The 5,364-nt window shown below is 37.1% G+C and carries 4 protein-coding genes and 1 pseudogene; 4 read left to right on the top strand and 1 reads right to left on the bottom strand.

The annotated features are described in order from the left end of the window. From P8M54_RS15000 to P8M54_RS15015, 4 genes and pseudogenes are all read left to right on the top strand, one after another. Positions 1 to 1,499 (top strand): glycoside hydrolase family 3 N-terminal domain-containing protein (locus P8M54_RS15000; protein ID WP_300288836.1); only part of this gene is annotated, 1,499 nt, incomplete at its 5' end. A 182-nt stretch (positions 1,500 to 1,681) separates the two neighbouring features. After that, positions 1,682 to 2,320, top strand: a pseudogene (locus tag P8M54_RS15005) (peroxiredoxin). Between the two features lie 136 nt (positions 2,321 to 2,456). Further along, positions 2,457 to 2,765, top strand: coding sequence for a thioredoxin family protein (locus P8M54_RS15010; RefSeq protein WP_300288837.1), 309 nt, complete (start codon positions 2,457 to 2,459; stop codon positions 2,763 to 2,765). 119 nt (positions 2,766 to 2,884) lie between these two features. Beyond that, positions 2,885 to 3,142, top strand: coding sequence for a hypothetical protein (locus tag P8M54_RS15015; RefSeq protein WP_187011096.1), 258 nt, complete (start codon positions 2,885 to 2,887; stop codon positions 3,140 to 3,142). 244 nt (positions 3,143 to 3,386) lie between these two features. Here P8M54_RS15015 and P8M54_RS15020 read toward each other — a convergent pair. Next, the coding region (locus P8M54_RS15020; protein WP_300288839.1) for an HsdR family type I site-specific deoxyribonuclease at positions 3,387 to 5,364 on the bottom strand (1,978 nt) is incomplete at its 5' end.

Raw genomic sequence — 5,364 nt, forward strand, 5'->3', positions numbered from 1 at the left:
ATATTGGGGGTTTAACCTTTTTTCATAGTCGCGCTAGTGCCGCAACCAATTATGAAGGTCAAAAAAAAATCACTTTTAATTCTGATAGCTTCTCCCGTTTAAAGGAACTTGTTGAGCGGTATCAAAAGTGTGCGACCACACCTTTACTAATGAGTATCGATGCCGAATGGGGTTTAGCCATGCGCGTAGAAAATACACCACAGTATCCCTACGCCATTACACTTGGTGCGCTACCACAAAACAAGAAAAACCTAGTTTATCAGGTAGGCAAAAAAATAGGAACTGATTTAAGAGCAGCAGGGATAAACTACAATTTAGCTCCCCTTGCTGACATTAATAATAATCCGAATAATCCCGTCATTGGGTATCGTTCGTTTGGAGAAAACAAACAAAATGTAACTGATTGCGCTCTCGAATATTTACGAGGATTGACGGATGCAGGCGTAATTGGCTGCTTGAAGCATTTTCCTGGTCATGGCAATACCAATGTTGATTCGCACTTGGGATTACCTATTTTAGAAGAAAACGCAGCACAATTACTAGAGAACGAACTGTATCCCTTTATCAAAGCAATCGAAAACAACGTAGATTCCATTATGATCGGACATCTCGCTGTGCCTAAAATGCATGATGGAGCCAATACCTCCGCTACACTCTCCAAGGTTGTAATTGAAGATCTTTTGCGAAAGCAATTAAATTTTGAAGGTTTGGTTATCTCTGACGCCTTGAACATGCACAGCGTTTCTAAACTATATTCAATCAAGGGACAACTCGAATGGACCGCTTTTGATGTGGGGAACGATATTTTGTGTTTTGCCGAAAATGTACCCGAAGGCATTGCTGCAATCTTAAAAAATGCGAGACCAGAACGTATTGAAGAAAGCTACAACCGAATAATAAAATGTAAAACTAAAGCGGGTTTGTTTGACTCCACTCCAGAAAGTGATACCGCTTTAGATTTTAAAGCTGCAGATGATTTAAACTTGGAAATTGCGCAAAATTGCATCACGAAAGTTAAAGGAGAAGCACTCAATCAAACGATTTTGGATGCATCCAAAAAAAGAACTTTAGCGACGATCAGCATCTATAAAGACACCAATAATGCTTTTATAGAGACCTTAGATAAAAGCATTGCTTTGTCTAATTACAGTATTGCAAACGGAAAAGGATTAGAACACAAGGCTTTGCTCAAAGAATTGGCTTCCTATGACACCCTAATCATCGCACTTTTTGTTCCCAAAGCAAAACCCCTAAATAATTTTGATATCGAACCTGAAGTAATTCACTTTTTAGAGGAGCTGCTACCTTCAAAAAAATGTGTTTTTCATCTCTTTGGTAATCCCTACGCTTTGTCAGTGATAAAAAGTTTGGTTAGTTGTGATGGTATCATTCAGACTTATCAAGATTTCGATTCTTTTCAAATCACAGCAGCAAATATGCTTTTAAAGGATGAAAACTATACCGGATCCCTGCCAGTTAGCATAAATTTTTACAAATAAAAAGCGATTAAAAAAGAGACTTGCACTTTAAAATAGTGTTTCACAAATAGTTACTAAACCTACTAGTAGATTATAGTAAAAACCTATTAACCAATAGGTAGATTAAATGATTTATGCTTTACCAAAGGTGTTGTTTTAGACTACTTTTGCAAAAAATTAAATTAATAAAAATCATTACAATTATGTCATTAGTAGGAAAGAAATTCCCATGTATTGCAGTAGACGCCATTTCTGAAATGGGTGAAAAACTGAAAATCAATATTTTTGAAGAAGCAGTAAACAATAACAAAAAAGTACTTTTATTTTGGTATCCAAAAGATTTCACTTTTGTTTGCCCTACTGAATTACACGCTTTTCAAGCTGCTTTACCTGAATTTAACAAAAGAAATACAATTGTAATTGGTGCTTCTTGTGATACAAATGAAGTACACTTTGCTTGGTTGAACACACCAAAAAACAATGGAGGAATTGAAGGAGTTACCTACCCAATCCTTGCTGATACTAACAGAAACTTATCTAACATTCTAGGGATTTTGGACATTGACTCAACTGAGTACAGTGAAGAAACGGATTCAGTAATCATTGAAGGATCTAACGTGACTTTTAGAGCGACTTATTTGATTGATGAAACTGGTAAAATATTCCACGAAAGTGTAAACGATATGCCATTAGGTCGTAACGTAAACTAGTACTTGCTAATGGTAGATGCTTACACCCACATCCAAGAAAAAGGAGAAGTTTGTCCTGCAAACTGGGAAGCTGGTAAAGAAGCAATGAGCGCTGACAGAAATAGTACTGCTGAATACTTAAGCTTAAACTAATAAATTTAGAGTTACAAAGTCTCAAAGTTGCAAAGCACTTGACTAGCTGAGTTGAGTAGATTTCAAAACTTTGAGACTTTGCAACTTTTAGACTTTTAGACTCCATAAATAAACTTTTGCAACTAAATAAAAACATATGTTAATCGATTTAACCGAAGATACGTTAGCTGATTTGATCAATGAAAACAATAAGGTTGTTGTTCAATATTCTGCTTCATGGTGTGGAAATTGCCGAATCATGAAACCGAAATTTAAAAAGTTAGCAACTGAAAATGAAGCTATCACTTTCGTACTTGTAGATGCTGAAAATTCTCCAGAATCAAGAAAACTAGCTAATGTAAGTAACTTACCTACTTTTGCAACTTTTGTAGGTGGAAAATTAGTGAACGAGACGCAAACAAATAAGCAAGAAGTTCTAATTGAATTAGTGAACGAAATTGTCTAAACCTTTTGTCTAAAGGCATTACTGCAATTCATTTGATACCATTCTTACCATTGAACAGTTATCCAAAAATGAAAAAAAAGTAACCTTTTACAAGCGTACAACTTAAATAAAAAAAGAAAATGAAATTACCCGTTATTAAGCACCTAACACAATTCATCGAAGAGAATGATCAAGACTATATCATTGAAACAATTGATGTATTAGAATCTATGACTGAAATAGCTTCTTTAAAGGATGAAGAACTAGATGTTATAGGCGAACTGATCTCTAACATGTATGGTGCTTTAGAAGTGCATAAATTAGTTAAAAACGGGACAGACAAGAAAGAAGCACTAAATACTTTTATGAAAAGAGTTTTAGGTTCTATCGATCAATAATAATTTCCAATTCTAAATACTACTTTAAAACGTTCTTAGCAATAAGAGCGTTTTTTTTGTTTCCTATAGAAGATAACCATTCTAATTGTTTTTGGTATTCCAGTGCAATGTAGGTGCTAGACTTTTTGTGTAACGTTACTTCAGGACGGGACAATTTCTATAATTTTAGAAAAAACTAAATTTATTTTTTTCAATTAGGCTTATCACCTTAATATAAATAAGTGCTATTTCATATAAGAGCATATCACCCCATCATCGGCCAATCCTTATATTGTCCCTCTGCTTGCTCTAAAACTTCTTTTAATAAACTATCCAGTTCTGAGAAGGGTACTTTGCCTTTCAATTCCTTCTTAACGGCTAAACGTATCGCAGAACGGGCATCTTCTTTTTTGGTCCAATCGAGTTGGAGGTTTTTCTTAACCAAGGCGACAACTCTGTGTACTAAGTCTTGAATTGGGCCTGATTGGTTCAGAATCTTTTCATTTGCCGATAGTAAGTCGTAAAAAGCCAATTCATCTTCGGTAAGACCGAGTTGCTTGGTTCGTACATCATCATTTTTGAATTCGGTGGCAATGTCTAGCAGGTGTTTAATTGCCGCTATAGAATCGAGACTGTTCTTGTGGTACTTACTCAATACTTTTTCGAGTTCGTCTTTTAGGCTGGTCATTTTTCGAATGTTTTTTACCATACGTACTTTAAGCTCATCGTTAATGATGCGGCGTAGTAATTCGACTTTGATATTCTCTCCACCTTTTTCTTTAACCATAGCCTGAAAGCGGTCATCGATTATCGAAATGTCTATTTTGTCTAAATCGTACATGGCAGCCAAGTCCACTATCTTTTGCGATTCAATCGATTTACTAATTAAATCTTTTATACGGTCGTTCTTTTGGCGTTGTGGGCCAGGCGGTGTTTTAATCTTTCGGATGACATCGCGTATTTTCTGAATGATACCGACTTCTTCCTGAATTTCCCAAATGCGTTTATCAGAGTTGGTCATAGCAACCAATTCCGTCAGCTTTCTTTCTTCCAATAAAAAAGCATCGGTAACTTCATCTGATTGTAATAATTTATTTACAACGCTGTTCGACCACTTCATCTTTTCGCTTTCCTTCATGGCGTTGAAAGCAGCAATGTCTAATGGAGGCATTAGTTTTTGTACTGCTGTAAATTGCTCTAAACACAAAGCAACCGCCACATCCATATCGATGGTTGGTTTTCCTTCGCCACCGCTGCCGGTATATTTTTTGGTCGCTTCTGCTAAAAAGCCTGAGATTCCTATAAAGTCCACTACCAATCCATTGGGTTTGTCCTCAAAAACTCTGTTGACACGTGCAATTGCTTGCATTAAATTGTGCCCTTTCATGATCTTGTCTACGTACATGGTATGCGCACAAGGAGCATCAAAACCAGTCAACCACATATCGCGCACAATCACCATTTTTAACGGATCTTCGGGCGTACGAAAACGCTTTTTGATCGCTTCCATACTGTCCTTCGTGCGTACATGCTCGTTCCATGCCACGGGATCTTTACCAATATTGCTGGTCATAATCACTGCTATTTCAGGGCAACCTTCAAGAGCTGTTATCGCATCGTACATTTTCACGCAATTTCTGCGACTCATGCACACAATCATGGCTTTTCCGCCTTCTATTGCGAGGGTTTTAAAATGTTCTAAAATATCTGCAGCTACCGTTTTTACACGATCTTCAGAACCTGCGGCATCTTCTATCGCTGCCCAAACGGTATGTGTCGGGTTTTCTTCGTCTTCTTCGTCATCGACTTTATCTAATTCGGCAGCATACTTAGCATTGATATTCAGCGGCACCATTTTTGGTTGGTATAAAATGGGCACTGTCGCTCCGTCTTCAACGGCTTGTTTGATGTCGTAGGTATGTATCGTTTTTCCGAAAACCAACTCGGTATCAGCGTCTTTTCCATCTACTGGAGTTCCTGTAAAACCGATAAACGAAGCATTGGGTAAGGCTCTGCGAATGTTTTGTGCAAATCCACCATCATTAAAACCGTACTGCGTGCGGTGTGCCTCATCGGCCATGATGATTAAATTGTATCGTTCTGAAAGTACAGGATGTTCCCGTTCTTTTCCGTTTTCTAAGTCTTTTAATCTAAATTTCTCTATGGTTGTAAAAATGACGCCACCGCCATCATTGCTTAATAATGCTCTTAATTCATCGGTGGTGTCAGCGTGTTGTACATCG

Origin of the sequence: Flavobacterium sp., from assembly GCF_029242675.1 — a bacterium.
In the GTDB taxonomy this organism is placed as follows: Bacteria; Bacteroidota; Bacteroidia; order Flavobacteriales; family Flavobacteriaceae; genus Flavobacterium.